Annotated in this window: 17 protein-coding genes and 6 pseudogenes; 10 read left to right on the top strand and 13 right to left on the bottom strand. The window is 68.6% G+C overall.

Annotation, left to right across the window (positions count from 1 at the left end):
- Positions 1 to 16: 16 nt before the first annotated feature.
- A complete protein-coding gene (locus ACZ7GJ_RS36290) occupies positions 17 to 1,243 on the bottom strand; it encodes a BTAD domain-containing putative transcriptional regulator (protein WP_470758015.1) in 1,227 nt (408 codons plus the stop codon).
- A 784-nt stretch (positions 1,244 to 2,027) separates the two neighbouring features.
- Here ACZ7GJ_RS36290 and ACZ7GJ_RS36285 point away from each other — a divergent pair.
- Positions 2,028 to 3,884: an endonuclease/exonuclease/phosphatase family protein gene (locus ACZ7GJ_RS36285; protein ID WP_470758014.1), complete on the top strand. Its 1,857-nt coding sequence runs from the start codon at positions 2,028 to 2,030 to the stop codon at positions 3,882 to 3,884.
- Between the two features lie 277 nt (positions 3,885 to 4,161).
- On the opposite strand, the pseudogene ACZ7GJ_RS36280 reads toward ACZ7GJ_RS36285, so the two are convergent.
- Positions 4,162 to 4,251, bottom strand: a pseudogene (locus ACZ7GJ_RS36280) (NAD(P)-dependent oxidoreductase); the annotation flags it as partial.
- Positions 4,252 to 4,273: 22 nt separating this feature from the next.
- Here ACZ7GJ_RS36280 and ACZ7GJ_RS36275 point away from each other — a divergent pair.
- A pseudogene (locus ACZ7GJ_RS36275) lies at positions 4,274 to 4,741 on the top strand (LmrA/YxaF family transcription factor); the annotation flags it as partial.
- A gap of 107 nt (positions 4,742 to 4,848) precedes the next feature.
- Here the strand turns inward: ACZ7GJ_RS36275 and ACZ7GJ_RS36270 are convergent.
- Together ACZ7GJ_RS36270 and ACZ7GJ_RS36265 are read right to left on the bottom strand one after the other, a co-directional pair.
- On the bottom strand, positions 4,849 to 5,730 hold the full coding sequence (locus tag ACZ7GJ_RS36270) for a hypothetical protein (protein WP_470758013.1): 882 nt from the start codon (positions 5,728 to 5,730) through the stop codon (positions 4,849 to 4,851).
- A 10-nt stretch (positions 5,731 to 5,740) separates the two neighbouring features.
- Entirely contained in the window at positions 5,741 to 6,304 is a 564-nt protein-coding gene (locus tag ACZ7GJ_RS36265) for a papain-like cysteine protease family protein (protein WP_470758011.1), read from the bottom strand.
- A gap of 549 nt (positions 6,305 to 6,853) precedes the next feature.
- Between ACZ7GJ_RS36265 and ACZ7GJ_RS36260 the strand changes: the two are divergent.
- Both ACZ7GJ_RS36260 and ACZ7GJ_RS36255 read left to right on the top strand, forming a co-directional pair.
- Positions 6,854 to 6,925 (top strand): annotated as a pseudogene (locus ACZ7GJ_RS36260) (hypothetical protein); the annotation flags it as partial.
- A gap of 3 nt (positions 6,926 to 6,928) precedes the next feature.
- A pseudogene (locus tag ACZ7GJ_RS36255) lies at positions 6,929 to 7,452 on the top strand (LysR substrate-binding domain-containing protein); the annotation flags it as partial.
- Positions 7,453 to 7,649: 197 nt separating this feature from the next.
- Here ACZ7GJ_RS36255 and ACZ7GJ_RS36250 read toward each other — a convergent pair.
- Complete coding sequence (locus ACZ7GJ_RS36250; protein ID WP_470758010.1) at positions 7,650 to 8,483, bottom strand: SDR family oxidoreductase; 834 nt, start codon at positions 8,481 to 8,483, stop codon at positions 7,650 to 7,652.
- A gap of 290 nt (positions 8,484 to 8,773) precedes the next feature.
- Here ACZ7GJ_RS36250 and ACZ7GJ_RS36245 point away from each other — a divergent pair, with 290 nt between their 5' ends.
- Positions 8,774 to 9,286: a hypothetical protein gene (locus ACZ7GJ_RS36245; RefSeq protein WP_470758008.1), complete on the top strand. Its 513-nt coding sequence runs from the start codon at positions 8,774 to 8,776 to the stop codon at positions 9,284 to 9,286.
- Here the strand turns inward: ACZ7GJ_RS36245 and ACZ7GJ_RS36240 are convergent.
- Positions 9,265 to 10,050: a GNAT family N-acetyltransferase gene (locus ACZ7GJ_RS36240; RefSeq protein WP_470758006.1), complete on the bottom strand. Its 786-nt coding sequence runs from the start codon at positions 10,048 to 10,050 to the stop codon at positions 9,265 to 9,267. The genes ACZ7GJ_RS36245 and ACZ7GJ_RS36240 overlap by 22 nt on opposite strands.
- Before the next feature lie 687 nt (positions 10,051 to 10,737).
- On the opposite strand from ACZ7GJ_RS36240, the gene ACZ7GJ_RS36235 reads away from it, so the two are divergent.
- Positions 10,738 to 11,133 (top strand): hypothetical protein, encoded by a 396-nt coding sequence (locus ACZ7GJ_RS36235; protein ID WP_407835199.1) that lies wholly within the window; start codon positions 10,738 to 10,740, stop codon positions 11,131 to 11,133.
- A gap of 257 nt (positions 11,134 to 11,390) precedes the next feature.
- Here ACZ7GJ_RS36235 and ACZ7GJ_RS36230 read toward each other — a convergent pair whose 3' ends face one another.
- The 4 genes and pseudogenes from ACZ7GJ_RS36230 to ACZ7GJ_RS36215 all read right to left on the bottom strand — a co-directional run bounded on the left by ACZ7GJ_RS36230 (position 11,391) and on the right by ACZ7GJ_RS36215 (position 14,259).
- Positions 11,391 to 12,077 (bottom strand): hypothetical protein, encoded by a 687-nt coding sequence (locus ACZ7GJ_RS36230; RefSeq protein WP_470758004.1) that lies wholly within the window; start codon positions 12,075 to 12,077, stop codon positions 11,391 to 11,393.
- A gap of 578 nt (positions 12,078 to 12,655) precedes the next feature.
- Positions 12,656 to 12,970, bottom strand: a complete 315-nt coding sequence (locus tag ACZ7GJ_RS36225) for a hypothetical protein (RefSeq protein ID WP_470758003.1) — start codon at positions 12,968 to 12,970, stop codon at positions 12,656 to 12,658.
- Between the two features lie 238 nt (positions 12,971 to 13,208).
- Positions 13,209 to 13,655, bottom strand: a pseudogene (locus tag ACZ7GJ_RS36220) (transposase); the annotation flags it as partial.
- A 214-nt stretch (positions 13,656 to 13,869) separates the two neighbouring features.
- On the bottom strand, positions 13,870 to 14,259 hold the full coding sequence (locus ACZ7GJ_RS36215) for a Uma2 family endonuclease (RefSeq protein ID WP_470758001.1): 390 nt from the start codon (positions 14,257 to 14,259) through the stop codon (positions 13,870 to 13,872).
- 222 nt (positions 14,260 to 14,481) lie between these two features.
- Between ACZ7GJ_RS36215 and ACZ7GJ_RS36210 the strand changes: the two genes are divergently transcribed.
- Positions 14,482 to 15,822 carry a Vps62-related protein gene (locus tag ACZ7GJ_RS36210; RefSeq protein ID WP_470757999.1) on the top strand — a complete coding sequence of 447 codons (1,341 nt, stop codon included), beginning with the start codon at positions 14,482 to 14,484 and terminating at the stop codon, positions 15,820 to 15,822.
- Between the two features lie 324 nt (positions 15,823 to 16,146).
- Complete coding sequence (locus ACZ7GJ_RS36205) at positions 16,147 to 16,305, top strand: hypothetical protein (RefSeq protein WP_470757997.1); 159 nt, start codon at positions 16,147 to 16,149, stop codon at positions 16,303 to 16,305.
- Here ACZ7GJ_RS36205 and ACZ7GJ_RS36200 read toward each other — a convergent pair.
- Together ACZ7GJ_RS36200 and ACZ7GJ_RS36195 are read right to left on the bottom strand one after the other, a co-directional pair.
- Positions 16,303 to 16,662, bottom strand: a pseudogene (locus tag ACZ7GJ_RS36200) (transposase family protein); the annotation flags it as partial. The gene ACZ7GJ_RS36205 and the pseudogene ACZ7GJ_RS36200 overlap by 3 nt on opposite strands.
- 170 nt (positions 16,663 to 16,832) lie before the next feature.
- Entirely contained in the window at positions 16,833 to 17,396 is a 564-nt protein-coding gene (locus tag ACZ7GJ_RS36195) for an RICIN domain-containing protein (RefSeq protein WP_470757995.1), read from the bottom strand.
- Positions 17,397 to 17,752: 356 nt separating this feature from the next.
- Here ACZ7GJ_RS36195 and ACZ7GJ_RS36190 point away from each other — a divergent pair, with 356 nt between their 5' ends.
- Entirely contained in the window at positions 17,753 to 19,012 is a 1,260-nt protein-coding gene (locus ACZ7GJ_RS36190) for an MFS transporter (RefSeq protein ID WP_470757994.1), read from the top strand.
- A 509-nt stretch (positions 19,013 to 19,521) separates the two neighbouring features.
- Here the strand turns inward: ACZ7GJ_RS36190 and ACZ7GJ_RS36185 are convergent.
- Positions 19,522 to 19,875, bottom strand: a complete 354-nt coding sequence (locus ACZ7GJ_RS36185; RefSeq protein ID WP_470757992.1) for a hypothetical protein — start codon at positions 19,873 to 19,875, stop codon at positions 19,522 to 19,524.
- Between the two features lie 409 nt (positions 19,876 to 20,284).
- Here ACZ7GJ_RS36185 and ACZ7GJ_RS36180 point away from each other — a divergent pair, with 409 nt between their 5' ends.
- Positions 20,285 to 20,542 carry a hypothetical protein gene (locus ACZ7GJ_RS36180; protein WP_470757991.1) on the top strand — a complete coding sequence of 86 codons (258 nt, stop codon included), beginning with the start codon at positions 20,285 to 20,287 and terminating at the stop codon, positions 20,540 to 20,542.
- Positions 20,543 to 20,672: the final 130 nt, after the last annotated feature.

The raw sequence follows: 20,672 nt of genomic DNA, 5'->3' as shown, positions 1-20,672 counted from the left end.
AGCGACCTGCGGACGCTCAGGTCGTCCAGTTCGAGGTGTCGAGCCGGGCTTCCTGTGCGGCAACCCGTTCGGACAGCGCTTCCACGGTGAGATTTCCACGGGTCGCCAGGCGGGCGGCCGTGATCCGCAGTGCGAGCGGAAGACCCCCGCACAGGGCGACGAGTCTGTCCACCGAGGCGGAGTCGTCCGCCGTCAGGGCGCGGCCCGAGGCCCTGCGCAGAAGGAGGCCGCTCGTCGCCGGTGATAGAGGTACCAGTCGGATGTGCCTGCCCGAATCCAGCGTTGCGAGCGGAGGCCGGCTCGTGACCAGTAGAGCGCAACCTGGTCCGGCGGGCAGCACGGCCCTGATCTGGCTGACCGAGGCAACGTCGTCGAGGACCAGGAGAACCCGCCTGTCCGCCAGGATAGACCGCAGCAGTGCCGATGCCCCCGCGCTGCTCGTCGGAATCTCCCGCGGGTCCACGCCTATGCCCTGCAAAAGCAGCGCGACTGCCTGGCAGGGCTCCACCGGCGAGACTCCGGGGGTGGCCGCATGGAGGTTGAGGAAGAGCTGTCCGTCAGGGAAGGCGTCTTGCAGTTCCCGGGCTACGTACAGGGCCAGGCCGGTCTTTCCCACGCCCGCCATCCCGCTGATCACGGCGATGGCCGGGTGGGTTCGGGGGGCAAGTAGCACGGAGCGGATCGCTTCGATGTCCTGGGTGCGGCCCACGAAATGCAGAGGTGGTGGGGGGAGTTGCGCCGGCCGGCTGGCCGGAGCCGCGACGGCGGCCACTTCCTCCGGAGCGTCCGGATAGCTCTTCCGCGCCAGGATGAGCCGATGTGCCTGCTGGACCGCGAGGCCGGGTTCCACGCCCAATTCGTCCACCAGCATGGTCCGCAGGCTCTGATATCGGGCCAGTGCTTCCGCTTGCCGGTTCGTGCGGTCGAGGACAAGCATCAGCTGCCGGTGAAAGGATTCGCGCAGAGGGTGCTCCGCGACCAGGAGGGCGAGCTCGGCGGACAGGCCATCAAGTCGTCCGAGCTTGAGCAGGGCCTCGAACCGGCACTCCAGGATCTGGAGCCTCTGCTCCTCCAGATAGACGATCCTCGGGTGTTCCGGCGCCGTCGACGTGTCGGCCAGGGGCGTGCCCCTCCACAGGCCCAGCGCTGCCTCGGATACCCGCTCCGCTTCGTCCCACTTCTCCAGACGCAGGGCTTCCCGGGCATGGTCGCCGTGTCGCAGGAAAGGCAGCACCGGCCGCACGGCCTCTCGCTACCACCTCGACCGTGCCGAACGCGGTCGCAACCGTCTCGACATCCACCTCGTCGATCCCGGCGAACACGAGCGAGTCCCAGAACGGTGCATCGTCTGCATGACCGGCACCATCACCGTCCACAACCGACCACAGCATCGACCGGCAGGGACCTGAGGGAGCGTCACCTCCGGCAGTCAGGCGGCAAGGTGTACGCGGTCTCACACGAAACGCCCCCTCGCAATCGAGCATCAAGGTGACGCTCCGCAACGGCTCCCCAAGATCTGTGCCAGAACCCGCTACTGACGTACAAAGCCAGCCGGCCTTGACCAGCTCCGGTCCCCCGCCGTCGATGATCCCCGCTATCGCGACACGGTTGTCCTGGTCGCGCAGCTCGCACTGGGTCACCTCTGCCCGACTAGTACCTCCTTCCCAGGCCTCGCCCGCGCCGCTCGGGTCGGTATCTATAAACGGCCGTTGATTGTCCATCAACTATCGTCTAGCTAAAGTGGTGTGCAGCGCGTATGGTCAGGCTGCGCACCGCTCTGACCAGCTATTCGCTCACGGTCCGCGTCACGGTTGAATCCCGGCTCTTGTCTTGCTGCCCTTACCCCGGCCTCGGTGTGCCGAGGACTGACATCGAGCTCCCCGCGTCACCGGCTGACCGCCCCTGACGCTCGGCCGTTCCCCGTGCGCTCACCGCCGACATCGAGTTGAGCGTGCGTCAGACCGGCCTGCGCGGCCGCCTTCCTCTTCCCGATTCACTGCCCCTTCCCATCCATAGTGAGAGTTTTCATGCCCTGGTCCATACGAGTCAGACCTCTGCTGATCGCAGCCGCGCTGGTGTTCTCCGCACTGCTCGCCACGTCGTCCATCCCCGCCTCGGCCCAACCCACAACCACCCCGTCCCTGCGCATCGCCAGCTACAACGTGTGCGGCAACCACACCTGCCAGTCGCAACTGAGCCGTGGACCCTGGGCAGACAGCGTGGCGCAGGCCGTTTCGCAGTCCGACACCGACGTCCTGATGATGCAGGAACTCTGCAGGGGCCAGCTCGACGCGGTGCAGGCCCGGCTGCCGGGGTACGTCGCGGTGTGGACCCCCGCCATCAAGGGCCTCAAGGGATGCGGCAAGTGGAACGATCCGCCAAGCACGGTCGGCGACTTCGGGCTGGGCATGCTGGTCCGCGCTGCGGTCGTGGAAAAGCACGAAGCTCGGCTCACCCTCGCCGTTCCGGACGGCGAGGTACGTCCCGTGCAGTGTGCCACCGCCCTCCTGGCGGGGCGCACCGCCCAGGTCTGCAACACCCACCTCAGCTCGGAGCTGGTCGGCCACGGCACGGCCGAGGTCGTGGCGAAGGCCCGGGAGTGGGCCGCCGGGGTGCCGGTGATTGTCGGCGGGGACTTCAATGCCGACCCCAGGGACCCGAAGCTCAACGTCTTCTACCAGTTGCAGGGCGGAACCGGCGCTTTCACCGAGTTCGACGAAACGGACTCCGCCTACTTCGGCCAGAGCGCTACCTGCCAGGGACAGACCGCGTGCCGGACCGGGCAACTGACGACGCTGCCCACGCCCGGCAAGCCGGCCCGCAAGTTCGACTACCTCTTCGCCGACACCGCGCACTTCCAGCCCGTCCAGGGTGACGTCGTGGACGTGGTGCGCGACGGCACGAGCCTGTCCGACCACATGATGCTCCGTACGGCCATGTCCTGGAAGTACGAGCAGGTCGACTCCGGACGGGCTCAGGATCCGGGGTGGAAGACACAGGCCCTCGTGCAGTCCGGCAGCGGTCTCTACCAGGGCGTCCGGCTGTCGGACGGCTCCTGGACCGGCTACACCGACGTCCAGGCCAAGGCCTCCAGCCTGGGAGGGATCCGCTCCTCCGCGGCCGCCGGCATGAACGGCGACACCCACGTGCTGGCCATCAGCAACAGCGGCGGCCTCTTCCACGCCATCCGCAACCAGAACGGCACTTGGGGCACCTTCGGCGATGTCTTCTCCGTAGCGAACGCCCTCGGCAACCTCACCCAGGTCTCCACCACCAACATCGGCTACGACCTCCACGTCGTCGCCGTCGCCGACGGCAAGGCCTTCCACACCGTCCGCAATGCGGCCGGCCAGTGGACCAAGTTCGCCGACATCTCCGGCGTCGCCGGCCCGATCAGCTCCGTAACCTCCGTCGCGGTCGCCGGCACCGGAGGCCAGCTCCAGGTCACCGCCGTCACCGGCGGCAAGGCCTACCACACCATCCGCAACACCACCGGCCACTGGGTCGGATGGGGCGACGTCGCCGGCGCCATCGGCACCACCGGTCCCATCACCTCGGTGAGCATGGCCGGCACCGGCAACGACGCCCACCTCGTCCTCGCCACCGACAACGGCACCCACCAGTACCACGCCATCCGCAACGCCGACGGCACCTGGACCCCCCTCGGCGACCTCAAGGACATCCTCGGCACCATCACAGCCAAGTCCCTGGCCGCCGCCACCGTCGACGGCGAACTCCAGCTCGCCGCGACCACCGCCGACGGCAGACTCCTCCACACCACCCGCCACACCAACCGCACCTGGGACCGACCCAGCACAGTCCCCCTCCAGGGCCTGCCGGCAGCCCCCGGCCACCTCGCCATCACCGCCACCTACAACGGCTGACCAAGCCCGTAACAACGGCACCCAGCCGGATCCACCGCAGGGCTGAGGATGCCGCCCCGTGCCGCCCCGTGCCGCCGTTCCGCGGCGGCCGGGCCGGCCCGTCGTGGTGGCCCATGACGGCGCGGAGATCGACCGGGCTATCCGGGCTTCCTGAACGAACGGGCGGGCCCCTCCTTGGTGCGTGTCACTGGGAACGGCCTCGTAAACTGTCCGCGGCACGGCCGGCGTCCGTACCGCGCTGGAAGAGGCGGGCGAGCGCGGCCGGAAGGGCGCAGGCAGTGAACTGTACGGCTCTCCGCTCGGCTGCCCAGAGGGCGGCGGCCCGGGCCCGCTCCGGGGTATCGGAGCTGAGATTGACCAGGAGGCGCAACCCACCCTCGGCTCGGTGCTCGGTCTACCACTTCTTCCCGGGCGGCGAGGAAGCCGTCGCCGTGGCTGCGATCAAACACAGCAGCGAGGAATTCGCGACGTTCCTGCGGAAGGCACTGGACAGCGTCGACGACCCAGCGGAGGCAGTGATGGTCTGCGCCGGACAGCTCGCCGAAGAACTGCGCGAGTCGGGCTGGATCGACGGTTGCCCCGTCACGGCGGCAGCCCTTGAGACGCTCGGCACCGACTCGGGCATCCAGCAGGCGTGCGCCGCTGCACTGCGCGCTTGGGAGCAGTTGGTCTTCGACAAGCTGCTGCGCTGCGGCTTCCCCTCCGCGAGTGCCCGGGACCTGGCGATCACCGTCATCGGCGCCTTGGAGGGTGCCGAAGTGACCGCCCAGGTCAACCACAGTGAGGAACCACTACAGGCGGTCGGCCGACAACTCGCCCGTCTTGTGCACTCGTACGAGGTCTGCTCGCCCCGCTGACACGTGGAGCGAGCGTGGCGAGTCGGCGGGTGAATCAGCTCCGCGATGTCGCTCCGTCCCGGCTGGCTGCCGGGGCGGAGCGGAGGGGCGTACGGGGGTGGTCGGGCTCAGCGGATGCTTGCGCGCCGGCGCCGGCGGAGCACGGCGGCTCCGCCCGCGAGGGCGAGTGCCGTGCCGGAACCGCCCACGAGGAGCAGGGTGGAGGACGAGGCGTCGCCCTCCGTGTGCTGGAGGCCGTAGCCGCTGGAGTAGCCGTTGGTGTCGTACTCCGAGCCGGGGAGCTTGTCGGCGTAGCGGGCCTTGACCAATTTCTGGTATTCGCCGAGCGACACCGACGCCTGGCCGCCCAGTCCTTGCCGGGCCTGGTCGTTGAGTGGCTCGACGGTGTTGAGTTTGAGCTGGTACCAGCCGCGGATCTGCGGTTCGGTGAAGACCAGCGTGCCTAAGGTGGCCTTGCCGGCGTATGTGGCGTCGCTGTCGCCGTCGCGCACGGCCGCCAGGTGCCAGCCGCCGCCCTGGGTGGGGGCGAGCATGACGGTAGCGCTGCGGCCGTTGACGGTGGTGCTCAGCGAGGAGACCAGTTGCGTCAGCTTGATCGCCTCGGTGGGCAGTGGCTGGGCGGTGCCTGCGACGAACCCGGGGGTGATCTCGTTCCGCGCCACCGGGTCCTTGATGGTGAAGACCGGGAGGCCCTGGCAGGGCTCGGCCGCTTCGGGGATCGTCTGCACCGGCTCGCCGACGTCGCCGGTGGGCACCGGAGTGCGTAGGAATCGGCAGACGGCGTTGCGGACGTTCGTGGACTTCACGGCGTCGAGGGCGGCCTGGTAGTCGGGGATGTCGGCCGGGAGCGGGTCCCTGGCCGGGGCCGCATGCGTCGGACCGACGACGGACAGCAGCGCGGATGCACTCACTGCGATGAGGACGGACAGACGGGAGAAGCGAGAGGCCACCCGCTTGCTGGACATACTGGTGCCGTTCATGTCGCGCATGTCGCCTGCCTTAGCGGGAGATGCCGATGCGGGAGTGAGTCCACTTGGACGAGCTGTTGCTCACGTAGTCGTTGTAGTTCCACCACGTGTACGTGGTGGTGTCCGGCCACGGGTCGGCCACAGCGATCGTGTTGTTCGAGGTGTCGAAGCCGTACACCACGTTCATGTGGCCGCCCCCGGACGTCCACCCGATGCGGGCACCGATCGGCCGGGCCGCCTTGACGTCGGTGTACACCTGGTTGAACGTGGCCGCGCTGTTCAGGCCGGAGCCGGTGTGGGCCATGCCGAGGCTGCTCCAGCCCCGGGCCATGTCGTCGAGCGTGGCGGGCTGGTTGTTGCAGCCGTAGTAGGGCTGGGCCCTGTTGCAGAAGTCCGTCTGTGTGGAGCCGAAGCCTTGGAACTTGGCGATGGTCAGCCCTGAGGCGACCCAGCACCACTGGGACTTCTCCTGCTTCAGCATGCTGATGGTGTCCTGACCCGCTTCCGCGTGAGCCGTGCCTCCCGCGGCCGCGAGCGATCCCAGGGCGGCCAGCGCGATGGCCGACGCCGTGGTTCCGTACCGTAACCTGCCCATTTTCCTGCCTTCCCCTGATGGGTACAACGAGATGAACGGGGCAATCTGGCAGGAATATGACAGCGCATCATGTCTGAGGCATCTAGACATGATGCAGTAAATTACGCTCAATTGAGTATTTGTCAGGTCATCATGTGAATCCGATACTTACAGCCCACGCTCACCTGCCGAGCGGGGTGTGATGCCCACAAGCCGCCCGCCTCGGGGGCTCCAGGTGCCCGCTCCCCGAGTGCGGCAGCACCCCGCTCCCCCCACGACAGGGTTGCCGACAGACGTCCCTGACCAGCCGCCTTTCGTCTGCTTGCACCGTGTGACCCAGCGACAGCCACAAGGGTCGGCGGCCCTGGCGTCGGCGCCGTTGTGCCACGCCCGGTGATCTGCCGCGCATCTGCGCAGCCGTCCCGGTGCTTCAGGTCCCGCCGAGTGGGTTCGAGTACGCCTGGTAGACGGCGGACGCGCGACCCTCGCGGTACTCAAGGACGGTGAGATCCACGAGCTGGCCGGCGGAGTACTGCACGGGGTACCGGAGTCGAGGCCACGACCGACTCGGTGTTCCTGGGCGGCTCCGTCGCCAAGATCTACCCCGCCACACTGGTGATGCAGCTCGTCGACTCCGGTGCGCTGGACCTCGACGCGGGCGTCGCGGATCTCGTGCCCGAGTTCTCCACCCCGGACGCAGAGGCCACCAAGGCGACACTTCCCGACATCCGCCACCGCCTCGTCAGCAGGGACCGGCTGGTCGTCGCCGTCCGTCCAGGCCACCCGCTCATCGAAATCCCGATGAGCCTTGAGAACTACGCGGCTGCCGAACACCTCACCGTTTCGCGGCGCGGAAGCCTGCGCGACCCCATCGACAAAGCCCTGGCCGAGCGCGGCCTCGATCGGCGCGTCGTCGCCGCGGGGCCCACGGCCGCCTTTGCGCTGCAACTCGCCCTCGGCAGCGACCTGGTGGTGACCCTTCCGGCGCGGTCACCCGCGCGGCCCGGGAGCAACTCGGCCTGACCACTCTGGCGCTGCCACTGCCGTTGCCCGATGTCCCCTTGTACTTGCTGTGGCACCAGCGCTACGACGACGACCCCGCCCACACCTGGCTGCGCGACCTGGCCACCAAAACCGTCCAGACACTGTTTGCACCACCAGACGCCTGATCGCCACAGCCGCCGTGGTGTTCAGTCGCGATGGAAGGTGTCGTCGACGACACCCGGACACCGATGGCCGCCAGACCGGCCGGCGGCTCCGCGACGGCCCCTCGTGATGCCTCACTTGGCGCCGCCAGGCGGGAACGCCAGCGTGGAACCGCCGGCCACCGGTCGGCGCCCAGGGGGCGCCGTCGTCTGATGGCCCATCACGGTACAGTCGGGCCCTGCGTGATGATCCGGGCGGCGGCGAATTCCGCGAGGTAGGCCCGTTCGGCCTCGTCCAGGTATCCGTAGGCGTCGTCGCCGATGGGGATCCGCAGGGGTGTGGCGGTGTCGGAGGCGATGATGTCCAGGACCCGCGCCGCGAAGTCCTCGGGGCGTCCGGTCCCGGGGTTGTCCGCGAGGCCGCGGGCTCCTTCGAGCATCTCCCGGTTCGTGACGTCGTAGGCGGGAATCCGGTGACGGGTCTCGGTCATGGAGGCGCCGTAGCGGGTGGCGAACATGCCGGGCTCCAGGACGGTGACGCGGATGTTGTGGGGCGCGGCCTCGACCGCCAGGGCTTGGCTCATGCCTTCCAGGGCGTGCTTCCCGGCGCCGTAGGCGGCAAGTCCCGGAAAGGCCATGCGCCCGACGATGGAGGAAACGTTGAGGATGTGACCGTGGCCCTGGGCACGCATCAGCGGCAGGACCAGACGGGTAAGCCGCCACGGACCCACGACCAGGGTCTCCAACTGCTCGCGCAGTTCGGAGTCGGAGACCTCCTCGACCGCACCGAACAGCCCGACGCCGGCGTTGTTGACGAGTACGTCGATGCCCCCGAGGCGGTCGGCGGCGGTACGTACGGCTTCGGCGCAGGAGGCGGCGTCCCGCAGCTCAAGCGGCACCGGCACGATGCGGCCCGGCCAGGCGGCGGCGAGTTCCTCCAAGTCGGCGGTATCGCGTGCGGTGACGGCCAGATCGTCCCCCGCCCTGGCCGCGGCCACGGCCACGGCCTGGCCCAGGCCGGAGGAACAACCCGTGACCAGCCAGCGTCGTCCCATCGTTCCCCCGATGCGTCGGTGATGCGCGGCGTACGCCGAGCGGACGAAGCTCATGGTCGGCGGGCGCCGTCCCGTCGGCCATCCCTCCCGCAGGAGCGTGTGGAGGCGCGCAGGCGCACGCCCCGGCGCGCGTCCCGTCAGCGACGCCCGGACGGGGAACCGGACCCGGGCGACGGCCACCAGGCCTCTTCGCCCGGCGCGGCCGCACGGGGCAGCTGTTTCCCTTGTCCGGCGATCCCGCATCAAGGACGATCTGCGCAGCAGGCGGACCGTTCCGGAGGGGGAGACGGGTGGAATTCTTCATCGGCGGATTGACTACGGTGCTCGGGATCCTGGTGGGCGGAGGGATGACGTGGTTCTCCACCGTCCGGCACGACCGCTTGGCGCGGGCGTTCGAGATGCACCGCGAACTGCACGGCACCGAATTACTGGCGGCCCGCTACAGAGCGGGCGCGGCGGTCAGGCGGCATCAGGGGCGCACGTACCTGGAACTCGAACAGGAGCTCGGCCCTCAGACGGCTCACGACCTGAGGCTGGTCGTGCACTTCTTCGAGCGGCTGTGGCTGGCGATCGAGCACGACACCATTGCGGTGAGGTACGTTCCTCGGCTGTTCGGCGACACCTTCTACTGGTGGTACGCCGCTTCCTTCCAGCACCAGTTCATTCCGCTCGCCAGCGAGGTCGGCCTCAACATCCAGAGTCTGTGGGAGTGGCTGGAGCGCCACGCCTCCCCGGAGCAACGCGAGAGGTGGCAGCTCGGCAACGAGCGCTGGCTTCCCGCTCAGCCCGTCGACCCCGACTGAGGGCGGCGGCCTTCCCCGCTCGCGACCTCGAGCGTGGTGAGCTCGAACGTCGCGAGCTCGACGTACTCGCGGAAGCCGAGCCGCTCGTACAGCTCGATGGCGCCGTGGTTGGCGATGTTGACACCGAGCGCGACAGCCCCTGTGGAGGAGTGCAACCCTCGCGCCATGGCGGCCGTGAGAGCGGTGCCCAACCCCTCGCGGCGGCACTCCGGGCGCACGGTGATCGCCGCCAGGTAGCCGACCCCGCCCAGGCTCCGGTCCGCGCCGCAGGCCACCAGCCTGCCGGCATCCCGGATGCCGTACCATCCGTGGATGCCATGTCCCCGGGCGCGGACCACGGTGTCCGGGTTCCCTTCCCGTAGCAATTCCTCCAGCTCGTCGTACTCGGCCGTTGGGATGCGGAACACATCAGCCTCCCGCTTCTGCTGCGAGGGCGCGCCGTCCATCCAGCGGAACTGCCACTCCTCCCGCAGGCGGACTCCCGGGATGCCGTGAAAGCGGTGTGCGGGCAGCGGCACCCTCAGCCAGGCACCGGCCGGAATCGAACCTGCCCGGTAGAGCCGCATGAACAGCTCTTCGGCGGCGTCCGTGTTGCCGTTGAGGGAGACCAGGGATGCCCATGGGGTTGGAGTGAACCAGGCGACCGCACGATCGGTGGCATACGCGATGGACCGACGCGACATGGCCATGCGCGTGTAGGGGTTGTTGCCCACCCTCTCCAGAATCTCTGCGTACCCTGTGACTCGATCCGTCGTGGAGTGCATCCGAGAAGCATATTCCCTGTAGAAACACGGCCGTTGGGGTTGCGAACGGTCGACGTGGTCGCGGACGTACCCGAGCCGACCCGCTCTCGGAGCGTGCCGTACGTGAGCGTCGCTGGCATGTTCTGCAGGAGGTGTCCTCGACGGCTCCCGCGGCCTCGTCTCCCCAGGCCCGTCAGCACGCGGTCGGGCTTGGTCGGCCAATCGCCGCTGTACGCCCGTTGGCTCCGATCCAGTCAGGGAAGTGAGCCACAAGTCCTTGTGCGACTGGAGCCCCTGCTCGCAGGAGCAGTGACCTCCTCCCTGAACCAGTTCGTCGCTTTCGGCCAGTGTGAACGGTCTTTTAGGTCACAGCTACCGAAGGCCCCGGCTCAGGAGACGCTGTCGCCCCACTCTGGAATCCAGTGCAGTCGCCGCCCGGCAAAGGGTCGGCAAGCGATCGGAACACTTCGGGGGAAGGAACACATCATGGGGGTACGAGGGCGAATGCGCGGGACCGGTATCGCAATGGGGGCCGCGGTGGTGGCGGTAGCAGTGGCATCTGGGCCGGCGGCGAGCGCCGACCAGTGGCGGCCTCGGCCGGGGACCTTGTACATCTCCGACCTGCCCAAGACCGAGTCGTGGCGCGCTGCACCGGTCGCGCGGGGCTGGGGCAGGTCTCACGAGTGTCTGGCGAACTGGCCGGAAGGCATGCCCGAGGTGAACGTCTGGCACCGGGACTTCAGCACCGCGGAGACCGCCTACGCCGAGCAGAAGGTGGTGGTCTTCGCCACCGAAGCGGAAGCCATCACCTTCGCGGAAGAGACCCGCAAGAGCTACGCCGAGTGTGCGAACCGCCCGCAGGAACCCGGGGTGACCGCCACCGGTTACGACCACGGCGTACTCGACGTGGAGGAAGGGGCGACGTTGCACGGGATGTACACCTTCGACGCCGAAGCGTCCGACCGCCCGCACTACAACTACCTCTGGGGCGTCGGCCGCGACGGAGACACTGTCACCCTGAACATGTGGCAGAGCTACTGGGGGGACCCGCCGGTCACCGAATGGAAGAACACCTTGCGGACCGCCGTGAACAAGCTGTACTGACCATCCGCTGACCTGTGCCTGTGCCGACCGTCACCTCACTGACCTGCGGCGGTCCATCTTCAGTGGCACAAACAGCCATCAGTCCAAGTTCGATGGCAAACGGCCCGTCTTCGCTGTCACAGGTCAACCGGGTCGGCAGTCTCGCCGGGACGCGGTGACCGATGACGCCGCCCGCCCCGATCCCAGGGAGTGGGGATAGCCGGTGCGCGGGGTGGCTTGCCCAGGCTCCCCATGGGCTTGCCCGCCGTGCGTGGCGGTCAGCTGCGGCCGCGGAAGAGGCCGCGGCTGGGCCGGGCCGGCTCCCGGTCGTCCTCGAGGGGCGGCGCTGCGGCCTGGAGGCGGGCGGCCTGTTCGCGGGCGACGTCGTCGGCGTGGCAGGTGCCGCACACGGTCAGGTCTCCGGTCGTCCGGGCGCCGCCGCGCGCGGTGGTCTCCTCCCAGCGCTCGTCGGTGAACTTCCTTCCGCACCGCGTACACACCGGCCGCCGCGCTTCCCGCTCGGCGGCCCGGCGCTGCGCCGCACTCTCGTCGGCGCGGGCCATCTGGGCGCGGTAGAGGGCGTCGCCGTCGGGGTTGTCGAGTGCGGCCGTCAGCGTCTGCTCGCCCCTCCGTCCCAGCCGCCGCCACACCGGCCCGTCGGCGCCGTGCTCCTGGAGCTGCTCCAGGGTGGTCACGACGACGGGCACCGCCTGGCCGTAGCCCCGTGCGGTGATCCCCCGCTCGAAGGTGTCGTACCGGCGCGGCGCCCAGTACCGGCGGCCGGCCTCCTCCAGCACGGCGACCGTGTCGTCGACCTTCGCCTCGGTGGTGTCCGCGAACACGAACGCCACCGGAGGCAGGCCCTCCCGGCCGATCGGCGGGTAGACCCGGCGCCACAACCGCTCCTCGTGGTCGACCGTCCCAACACTCGCGGCTCCGGCCAGTGCTGGGTCAGGCAGGGCCATCACCAGCCGTAACAGGGTTGTCCTGCTGACCACGCTGCCAAGCACCCCGGCAAATCGGCTACCTGCCCGGCCCGCGAGAGCGACGGCCACCGCTTCCAGAATCCGACGCGACCCCGGTGTCCGTCTGCCACACGGGACGGTCAGCCCCTCGACCTGTTCGACGGACGTGCGCCGCCGACAGCCAGTGATCTCGCAGTAGAGCCGGCGCACGGTCAGCTCGACCAGCACCGGCTGACCGCCGTATCGGCCAGCCGCCGCTCATAGGTGCTGTGCACCCGGCTCGACCGAACCGAGCAATCCGGGCACGGCACACCACGGCTCCGCGTCCTGGCCGAGACCCGTGCCGTCCCGTACTCAAGGAACACCCGCTCCACCAGCACCGCGCTGAAGTGCGGAAACAGCACCGCTATGAGGTCATCACACCGCACCACGGTCCCAGATGACGGGACGTCACCGAGGCGGAACGGCGTTGATCGCCCTCACGAAATGTGTGCCTGATCCCCGAAACCAGTGGCCTAGCCACACGGAGCGGTGTCTTCAGGGAGGTATCGCTCCAGCTGAAGCACGAGTCGAATCCTCTAGAAAATCGGTGTCGACGCCTGGATCTCAAGGAGGCCTTCATCCATCGTCAGCGACGGGATCACACGGGTGGTGTTCCACTGGTCGAGATGGGACTCGTGGAGGAAGCGGTCGACATTCTCAGCTTTGTCGGACCGCATGACCACCACTACCGTGTGCTCACGGTTGACGTAGGGGCCGGCCACGAGCTCGACGTCTGCGCTCTGAGCAAGGTACGGAAACTTCGGAGCGGTCTTCAGTATCAGATAGCGCGTCGTCGCGTTTGCCAGCGGGCAGTTGTCCGCAGTATGGCTCGCGAGAAGAATGAAAATCATCTCAGGCTCCTCTTCAGTGGACCCTAAGTCCACGCTAGGAGCCTCGGCGCTGTTCCGCGACCGGCGCGAGCTGCGATGCGCCGGGTTGGTGTCAGACCCTGCGGACCGGAGATGCTGCGGTCCACCCCGATCCCAAGTTCGTGAAGTCTGTGGAGGTGAATGGCGGCGGTGGGAATGCCGCTGCTGGGGCACATCACTCTGTGGTTGTAGTACGTGTGAACGCGTCGAACCACTCCCCGGCGTGGGCCAGGGAGTGGAACCGGTCAGGGTAATCGGCGGCGTACTTCGTGGTCTTGAACTGGCTTTCGCTGAAGGGATTGCCGTTGGAGACCTTCGGCCTGGAATGGCTTCTGGTGACGCCGAGGTCGATCAGCAGCTGCGAGACCTTCTTCGAGGTCATCGAGGTGCCGCGATCCGCGTGCACGGTCTCGGGTATCAGCCCGTTGCGCTCGATGGTCTCCCGGATCAGCTCTTCGGCCCGCTCCGCCGATTCGGCTCCTTCGACGGTGTGGCCGACGACGTAGCGGCTGAAGATGTCGATGACGACGTAGGCGTGATACCAGACTCCCTTGATCGGGCCGGCGAGCTTGGTGATGTCCCAGGTGAACACCTGCGACGGGGCAGTGGCGACCAGCTCGGGCACGGTCTTGGCCGGATGGGTGGCCTGGCGGCGGCGCTCACCGGAGGTCCTGCGGCGGGCGGCGGCTTGCGCCGCTTGGGCTCGGTGAGCCCGGCCGGGTCGATCTCGAAGACGAACGGGGCTTCGACGCGGGTTGTCGCACCAGGGAGGGCGATCGTCTGCTCGATGTACCGTCCGTCGGCGAGCTCGCTGACGATCAGGCGCGGGGCAGGGTCGAACTCGAGACGCCAGTAGTGCTGAATGCCGGCCTCGGCGTACATCATCGGTTGAACTTGCGGTCCATGGTCTTGTTGCCGGGTGAAACGAGCTCGACGATCAGCTGGACCGCTTCCGCGTCGACGCTGACGCCGTCCTCGGCGGTGGCGCCCGCGTCCGCGTCCGCGACGACGATGTCCGGAACGACCAGCCCGGACGGCAGGATCACGTTGATCGCCTCCAATACCTCCACCGCGGCGCCGACGGCCTGGGCCGCGGCATCGAGCGCGCCGTGGAGACGGAAGCTGGCCCGCTGGTGACGCGGGCCGGGAGTAGGGGACATCACGAGCGACTCACCCACGAGTTCGTATCGGTGCGGGCGGTCTTCGGCCAGGGCCAGGACCGCATCAACAGCCCAGGGCCCGTGGCGCTGGGCAAGACTGGCAATGCTCATCGCCCTTTCGCCTCCTCCCAGTGTGGACTACGGGCGCAACGCCCGAGAGCTACACGGAACGGCCTCGCAGCCGGGCAGGGGCCGGGCTCCCTCCGCAAGGTTGCCGTTCCGGTCCGATGACTGTTCGTAATCGGACAGAAGCAAGAAGTAGTGCTCGATGGGCTGACGGCGCCGCCTAGTGTCGGGGCGGCAGAGGACAGACCACCACAATGGAGGGTTCTCATGGCAGAAAGCGCACGCTACGGGGCAATCGACCTCGCCGTCACGTCCCGCTTCGGCTGGGTGTGGGACGACCGGGGGTCCGGGGCGGACCGGGACGGAGCGTTCTTCAGCCCCCAGATGAACATCTTCGACTGGCTGGCAGGCTGGCGGATCCTGGCCCAAGTCGGCCGTTCGGGCTACGGGAGCATCGACAACCAGACCACCGCGCTGATCGCCCGGGGCGCGAACAGCTCGGACGAGATGCTCAAGGCCCCGGTCGACTTCCAGCTCATATGGAAGGACAAGGGCTCGGGGGCGAACGCCGACGGGTCGGTGTGGCGGCCGGTCCCGCCGGAAGGGTACGTGGCCCTCGGCGACGTCTTCCAGGGGTCCTGGGACAAGCCGAACCCCGCCTCGTACGCCTGCGTCCGCAAGGAGTTCGGCGGACGGCGGTACGTACGGGAAGCCGCGATCGGATCGTCGATATGGGACGACCGCGGGTCGGGTGCCGACGCGGACGTGTCGGTGTGGCGGGTGCAGGCGCCCGGGTATCCCTCGGACAGCCTCGAGCGGCTCATCCTCGACCTGGACGCCTTCGTCGCCGGCAACCAGTACGGCGTCAAGCCGAGCCGCACCGTGTGGGTGCTCGACCTGCCCGCCCTGGTCGTCAAGCGCACCCCGCCGCAGGTGCCGGTCCTCACCTCCCACCGGGAGCCAGACCCGATCGCCCAGATCACCGACCGGGCGGTGACGGTGCCCGCCACCGTCATCAAGGACCCGAACAAGACGGCTGAGTGGCAGGCGCTCAACTCGCCCTTCTACACGCTGGAGCGGCGGGTCAACTACACGTTGAAGATGTTCCGCAACAACCAGAACGGCACGGTCGAGCAGAACGACTCCCAGGCCATCACCACGGGCGTCTCGACCGAGCGGAGCGAGGAGTTCAGCCGTCGTACCAGCGTCACGGTGACCGCGTCGGCCGGCATCCAGCTGAAGGCGTTCTCCGCCTCCGTGGAGACCAGCGTCACCACGGAGCTCGGGTACAGCAGCCGCTACGGCGTCACCCAGCTTCAGCAGGAGACCAAGACCTGGAGCCTGAACACCCCGCCGCGCTCCTCCGGGGCGTTGTGGGCAGCCACCCACGAGGTCATCGCGATCCGCAAGGACGGCGATGCGGTCGGCGGCCAGGGCGGCCTGAAGTTCGACGTCGACACCCGCGTCAGCGGCGAGTACCCGGGCGGGGCCGGGGTACGGATGTTCGTCGAGGAGTTGGAGACCACCGCCGACGACCTCAAGGCCCAGCCCTTCGGGGAGCCCGCCGACAACATCCCTGACGAGGCGCGGGACTTCATAGCCGACTGACATCCGGCTTGCCGGAACCCCTGCCCCCGCGCTCGACGCCGCAAGCGTCGGGTGCGGGGGCACCCGTCAAGGCACGTAAAACCGACGTACCGCAACGATCACCCGTGGTCAGCCCGTCAGCCTCTACGCCCCCCTTCAACCTCAGTAATCAGTTGCCATCCCACCCGCATCGGGAACGAGTGCCGACCAGGGACCTGGCGCTGCGCAGGGGGGAGGCGACTTCGCGGATCGCGCCCCACTCGGGCCCGGGTGCGCCGTACGGCCGTTGGACGGATGACGACCGGGCGGTGACGCCGGGTCAGGCGTGGGAGGGGGGATCCGAGGATGGTCAATGCCCGTACGTACCCGTTGTGGCGGGACCTCGCGATGAGCGAGGACCTCCCCAAGGAAGCCCTTAAGACGGTGATCGAAGCCCTGTGCACCCCGGCGCCGCACGGATTCGACCGCCGGGACGAGGAGTGGCGGGATGAGGCGTTACAGTAGCTCTTTGACGACAGTCTTGACCTGCCTGGTCAGACGAGCGGTGCGTCGCTGGTAACGCTCCAACACCCCAGGCACCTGCTCGCGGAAAGCATGACGGCAGCCGAGCGTAGGGCACACCAAGCACCGCACCCGCACACGGACCACCACCCGCCGCCCCGTCGACCGGCACGTCGGCGACTGTCCGCCAGTGGTAGCCGTGCACCCGCCCCGCCGACGCCCACACACCGGACAGACCGCGACCTCCTGCGGAGTCCGAGCCCGCACCACGATCCGATCACCCTCGTCGACCACATCCTCTATGACCAGCAGAGACAGACCCGAAAACACCGTCTGCACAAGCTCGTTGAAATCCTTCACACGAGGGCAAATGACCCTCACGACTCTCCGCCACCACCGAATGTGAGCCAGAGCGTTCGATTGACAGACCCACTTGGGGAGCCGAAGCGGAATCCGTGCTGCTGACGCTCCCGCTTCGGCTCCTCCCGGTGGTCATTCGAGGCAGCTTCAGTCAGCCCCGTGGGCAGGGCCTACCACCAGGCAGAGTTGTTCGGTCCGAGCCTCCCAAGCCTGTCACTGGAGGGGTAGGAGTAGTCGAGACGCAGGAGGTCGTAGTCGGTTTCGATGTTGGTGGCGGCCATGGCCACTTCGAGGTTCGTTTCCGGACGCCAGACCCACCACCGGTTACCGTCGTCCCCTTGGGTCTCCTCGCGCAGGCTCCACCGCTGCAAGGCGGAGTCGTCGCAGCTGCGGATGACGATGGTCTCACCGCGCGCGGGTGTGTTGTCCACGGGCTGGAGGCACTTACCGCCGGACGTGGTCCTCAGGGTGCCAGTCCACAGGCGGGCAACCGAGTCCCAGGTGCCGTTGAAGTCCCATGCCTCACCAACGTTGGCGTCCCGTGCGGTACCGCGGGCCGAGTAGACCTGAGTCCCATCAGCAGTGCTGCTGACGGTGAGTCGGCTTCCGTCCATTCTATTGACGAGGTCCTGGTTGCGCTGTTCGTCCGCAGAGGCCGGCGTGGCACCGGTCAGTAGAGCGGGGATGGCCACCGCTAGGGCGGCGGCGAGGAGAGTGGGGCGACGTTTGGTCATGACATCCCTTTTCGGAAGCGAGAGCGACGAACGGATCATGACACACAGTAGCCAAACGCGGCGCGCTGACGCACGGAGAGTGACCCTGGTCGAGTTCGGCGCCGCCGGGATGTTCAAGCAGTCGCGCTGCACCGCCTCGGCCGGCCTGATGCTGACGGCCGGGAGGTACGGGGTCCCCCGCGAGCCCGACCCGCGCGATCGCGTGCTCCGCAGGCCACTCCGGCAGCTCTGGCCATCAGCCACGCACGTTACGGGGGCACCAATCCAGGGGTCCACCTTGCGCCACCCCTTCGGTCTCCGATAGAAACTTGCCACAAGATGTGAGTTCCTAAAAGAAACTGACTGGAGTTCCGGAGTTGCCCTCCCCTTCCGCTCCCGCCCTCTCCCCGCCGGGAACCGCCCCCGCCCCGCGCCTCTCCCCCTCCGCCGCCTTCTGGCGCTACTGGGCCGCCTCCACCGTCAGCAACACCGGCAGTGCGGTCACCGTCATCGCCCTCCCCCTGATCGCGCTCACCGTCCTCGACGCGACCGCGCTGCAGGTCACCCTGCTGACGGCGGCCGGACAGATCTCCTGGCTGCTGCTCAGCCTTCCCGCCGGGGTCGTCGCCCAGCGCATCGAACTCCGCAGCCTCCAAGTCACCCTCGACCTCGCCCGGTTCGCCGCACTCGGCTCGATCCCGCTCGCCTGGTGGCTCGGCAGCCTCGGCTACCCCCACCTCCTCCTCGCCGCCCTCGTCACCGGCGCGGCCACCGTCCTCTACGACATAGCCAACTCGACCTTCCTGCCGGCCGTCGTCCCGTCCGGGCAACTCACCGCCCGCAACAGCCTGATGTCGGGAACGCACGCGGTCACCCAGACCGCAGGCCCCTCGGCAGGCGGGCTCCTGATCCAGGCGGCCGGACCGGTCGGCGCACTGCTCGCCGACGCCGCCAGCTACCTGACCTCCGCGCTGGTACTGCGCACCCTGCCCGCCACCCGGCCGACTGAGCGGCCGAAAGAGAGCACGGCACGGCTGATCGCCGAGGGCTGGCGGTACGTCACCCGGCATCCCGTGATGCTGCCCTGCATGCTGTGGGCCACCGCCGCCAACTTCGTCTGCGCGGGCCTCGCCGCGCTCACTCCGCTCTACCTGGTCCGCGAGGCGGGACTGCCGCCCGCCCTGCTCGGCCTCGTCATCGCGGCGGACGGCCTCGGGGCGCTGGCCGGCGCGGCCCTGGCCCCCTGGTTCTCCCGGCGGCTCGGGACCGCTCGCGCGCTGCTCGCGAGCACGGTGACCACCGTGCTGTTCCTGTTCCTGGTACCGCTGACCACGGACACCGGCAACGTGTACTGGTTCGCCCTGGGCAGCTTCGGCTTCGGGCTCGGCATCGTCATCGGCTCGATCACCACCCGCACCCACCGGCAGACCGATTCCCCGCCGGAGCTGCTCTCCCGCGTGATGGCCACGGTCCGGTTCGTCTCTTGGGGCGTCCAGCCCCTCGGAGCCCTGACCGCAGGCGTACTCGCGACGGCCGCCGACCCGCGCACCGCGCTCTGGGCAATTTGCGCCACGGCACTGCTCCCGCCGGTCGTCCTGCTCCTCAGCCCCGTCGCACGCCGCCGCAACCTGTCCTGACGGACCGTGAACTGCTCGACGAGATCGTCCACGAGGGCGCCCGACGGATGCTCGCCATCCGGGCCCGATGGCGCGCGATCACCGGCGCGTCCGAAGCTCCGGCGACGTCGGCGGACCACACGGGCTACATATGGTGGCGCAACTTGCTGTTGGTCACCAGCGACTGGGCTACCATCCCGCATTTCGGGATTTGCGACTGCCCGAACACATCCCCGCCACTGCGTCCGCCGCCTCAGCCGCTCTCATCGTCCACAACTCTTGCCAATTACTCTACTTCGAGGAGCCTTCGGCCGAGGCCCCGCCTCTTGAGCGGATCTATGCATGGCGGCCGTGGCCGGAGTGGGTCACTGCACCCTTGAACGATGGCGTTGAGGTGTTCACTCTGCCGCAGCGGTTGACCCGGGCGCTTGCCAACGCGAGTTCCGTCGAATGACCGACGATGATCTACTGGCGGTCTTGCAGGGGGTCGCCCGGCTTGCAGCGTCTGCGGTGAGCACGGGTGGCGGCCTCTACAGCTGGAGCTTCTGAGCGTTCCTGCTCGGGGGACGCTCGTTCTTGACACCGCTGCATGCCAGGAGCTCGGTCCCGGTGGCGTCGAAGTACAGGGTGAAGAACCAAGATCGGTCTGCTGCGACGATGTTGCCGGTACGCAACTGCTCGTCGCGGGCCCGAGCGCGGAGGATCTCAACGCTCTCGTCGAGGCCGAGGGTCGTCAGTCCGATCTTCAACGACCATCTCAGCCTTGACGCAGCGATGCCGAAGACCATCCACTGTGGCGGCCGTCCGTCGAAGAGCATCACCTCGCCGCCAGCGGCGATGGCGTCGCGTGCTGCCTTGCAGGCACTGGTTTGCTCTTTGAGCATCACGCTGAGTCGGGCGGACTTGGGCTCCCGTCCTCGGTGGCCATGTGGCGACTGTAGAGACCGGATACAGGCCTTGCTACCGGATTCGGCGTGACCTGCGCGGGGCTCAGGGACAGAGGCCGTCGTGACAGGTAGAACTGCGGACCGGATGACCGGGCCGTCGTGGGGCAAGGTGCCGGCGACGGCCTCCATGCCGGCCCGGAAGGGGGCGTGCGACATCCCCGAGACGGCCCCGACAGGTCGGGGTGTCTCGTCAGGGGGCGCACGGTGAGGGCGCAGAGTGTCGAAACGATACGGCTTCGGGCATTGGAGTTAACCGCCGTTCCCCGCAGTGCCCTCGGGCAGTTGGACCGGCTGGCGCGTGCATACATCGACTGCGCGTTGTCCACACGTAATCCTTAGGAGAGTCATGCGTATTCGTTCTGCTGTCACCGCGTCCGTCCTGGCCGCCGGCATCCTGCTGGGCGGGGCCGGTGCCGCGCTGGCCAACGACGGGGTCGACATCGAGGGCTTCAAGGGTGGCCACGCCGCTGCCTCCTCGAACTGCTCCTCCTTCGCCGGGGTGCCCGCCACCAAGCCCGCGTACACCGGCCCCACCTACACCTCGAGCTGCGCCACCGAGAGCGAGAAGGAGTGGGCGGCCGGCTTCCACCTCGGTGCCCGCTGACCTACGGGGCTCGCACCGGGGGGGGGGGGGGGGGGGGGGGGGGGGGGGGGGGGGGGGGGGGGGGGGGGGGGGGGGGGGGGGGGGGGGGGGGGGGGAGAGTGGGGGGGGGGGGGTCGGGGGATGCGCGTGT

The organism is Streptomyces sp. NPDC037242, assembly GCF_055604165.1.
The sequence above is the reverse complement of the archived record's forward strand: the minus strand, read 5'-3'. Positions and strand labels throughout refer to the sequence as shown.

Excerpts from the sequence above, each read along its gene's own strand:
- ACZ7GJ_RS36215 (WP_470758001.1), bottom strand. The coding sequence starts at position 14,259 with ATGAGCATTGCCAGTCTTGCCCAGCGCCACGGGCCCTGGGCTGTTGAT.
- ACZ7GJ_RS36210 (WP_470757999.1), top strand. The coding sequence starts at position 14,482 with ATGGCAGAAAGCGCACGCTACGGGGCAATCGACCTCGCCGTCACGTCC.
- ACZ7GJ_RS36285 (WP_470758014.1), top strand. The coding sequence starts at position 2,028 with ATGCCCTGGTCCATACGAGTCAGACCTCTGCTGATCGCAGCCGCGCTG.
- ACZ7GJ_RS36240 (WP_470758006.1), bottom strand. The coding sequence starts at position 10,050 with ATGCACTCCACGACGGATCGAGTCACAGGGTACGCAGAGATTCTGGAG.
- ACZ7GJ_RS36270 (WP_470758013.1), bottom strand. The coding sequence starts at position 5,730 with ATGCGCGACATGAACGGCACCAGTATGTCCAGCAAGCGGGTGGCCTCT.
- ACZ7GJ_RS36230 (WP_470758004.1), bottom strand. The coding sequence starts at position 12,077 with ATGGCCCTGCCTGACCCAGCACTGGCCGGAGCCGCGAGTGTTGGGACG.
- ACZ7GJ_RS36235 (WP_407835199.1), top strand. The coding sequence starts at position 10,738 with ATGCCCGAGGTGAACGTCTGGCACCGGGACTTCAGCACCGCGGAGACC.
- ACZ7GJ_RS36225 (WP_470758003.1), bottom strand. The coding sequence starts at position 12,970 with ATGATTTTCATTCTTCTCGCGAGCCATACTGCGGACAACTGCCCGCTG.
- ACZ7GJ_RS36265 (WP_470758011.1), bottom strand. The coding sequence starts at position 6,304 with ATGGGCAGGTTACGGTACGGAACCACGGCGTCGGCCATCGCGCTGGCC.
- ACZ7GJ_RS36205 (WP_470757997.1), top strand. The coding sequence starts at position 16,147 with ATGGTCAATGCCCGTACGTACCCGTTGTGGCGGGACCTCGCGATGAGC.
- ACZ7GJ_RS36195 (WP_470757995.1), bottom strand. The coding sequence starts at position 17,396 with ATGACCAAACGTCGCCCCACTCTCCTCGCCGCCGCCCTAGCGGTGGCC.
- ACZ7GJ_RS36250 (WP_470758010.1), bottom strand. The coding sequence starts at position 8,483 with ATGGGACGACGCTGGCTGGTCACGGGTTGTTCCTCCGGCCTGGGCCAG.
- ACZ7GJ_RS36180 (WP_470757991.1), top strand. The coding sequence starts at position 20,285 with ATGCGTATTCGTTCTGCTGTCACCGCGTCCGTCCTGGCCGCCGGCATC.
- ACZ7GJ_RS36185 (WP_470757992.1), bottom strand. The coding sequence starts at position 19,875 with ATGCTCAAAGAGCAAACCAGTGCCTGCAAGGCAGCACGCGACGCCATC.